Below are 686 nucleotides of genomic sequence, written 5' to 3' on the forward strand. Positions count from 1 at the left end.
TGCCCGCAGCTGGGCTCGCCGATCGCGTCCGGGCGACCGGGCAGCGGCACGGCACCGTCCGCGCGCAACGACCTGGGCTCCCGCGGCACGGACGCCTCGGACTCCGGCGAGGTCGACGTGACCGACCGCGGCGAGGACCGCCGCTCCGACGTCCGACCGTCCTCCGCGCCGCACATCGCGAGCCCGACCTCCGCCGACGCGCACGTGAACCGCGCGTCTGCCTCGGCGAGCGGGCTCGACCGCTCCGCGGAGTCGAGCGCTTCGGCGACTGCACGAGCGGACGATGAGGACGCCTCGCCCTACACCCAGCCCATCAGTGCGAGCGAACTCCGCCGCAGGGCGTCCGAGGACGACTGACACCTGCCACGTCCGACGAGAGGCCGCCATCCCACTGGATGGCGGCCTCTCGTCGCGTGTGCCCCCGGCAGGAATCGAACCCGCGACACGGAGGGTAGAAACCACCTGCTCTATCCACTGAGCTACGGAGGCGAGCGGCGACGATTCTACCGCCGTCGGTCCACGTGGCGCTGCAGGGCACCACGTGAGCCCGCGTGCGGTGATCGTGCGCGACGCTCGGAGCGACCCGAACGGGCGGAAGCGGCACGACGAGCGGCGCTGCGGAGCAGGAAGCGCCCGCCCGCGGCGCTTCCGGCAGCCAGCACGGACGACCACGGCGCCGAGCGGGC

Annotated in this window: 1 protein-coding gene and 1 tRNA gene; one reads left to right on the forward strand and one right to left on the reverse strand. The window is 73.9% G+C overall.

Features of this window, described 5'->3' with window-relative positions; translation table 11 throughout:
• On the forward strand, window positions 1–357 hold a 357-nt coding region (locus D8M35_RS16740; protein WP_202976580.1), incomplete at its 5' end, for a hypothetical protein.
• Between the two features lie 59 nt (window positions 358–416).
• Here D8M35_RS16740 and D8M35_RS16200 read toward each other — a convergent pair.
• A tRNA-Arg gene (locus D8M35_RS16200) sits at window positions 417–489 on the reverse strand.
• Window positions 490–686: the final 197 nt, after the last annotated feature.

This window comes from Curtobacterium sp. HSID17257, from assembly GCF_003989515.1.
In the GTDB taxonomy this organism is placed as follows: domain Bacteria; phylum Actinomycetota; class Actinomycetes; order Actinomycetales; family Microbacteriaceae; genus Curtobacterium.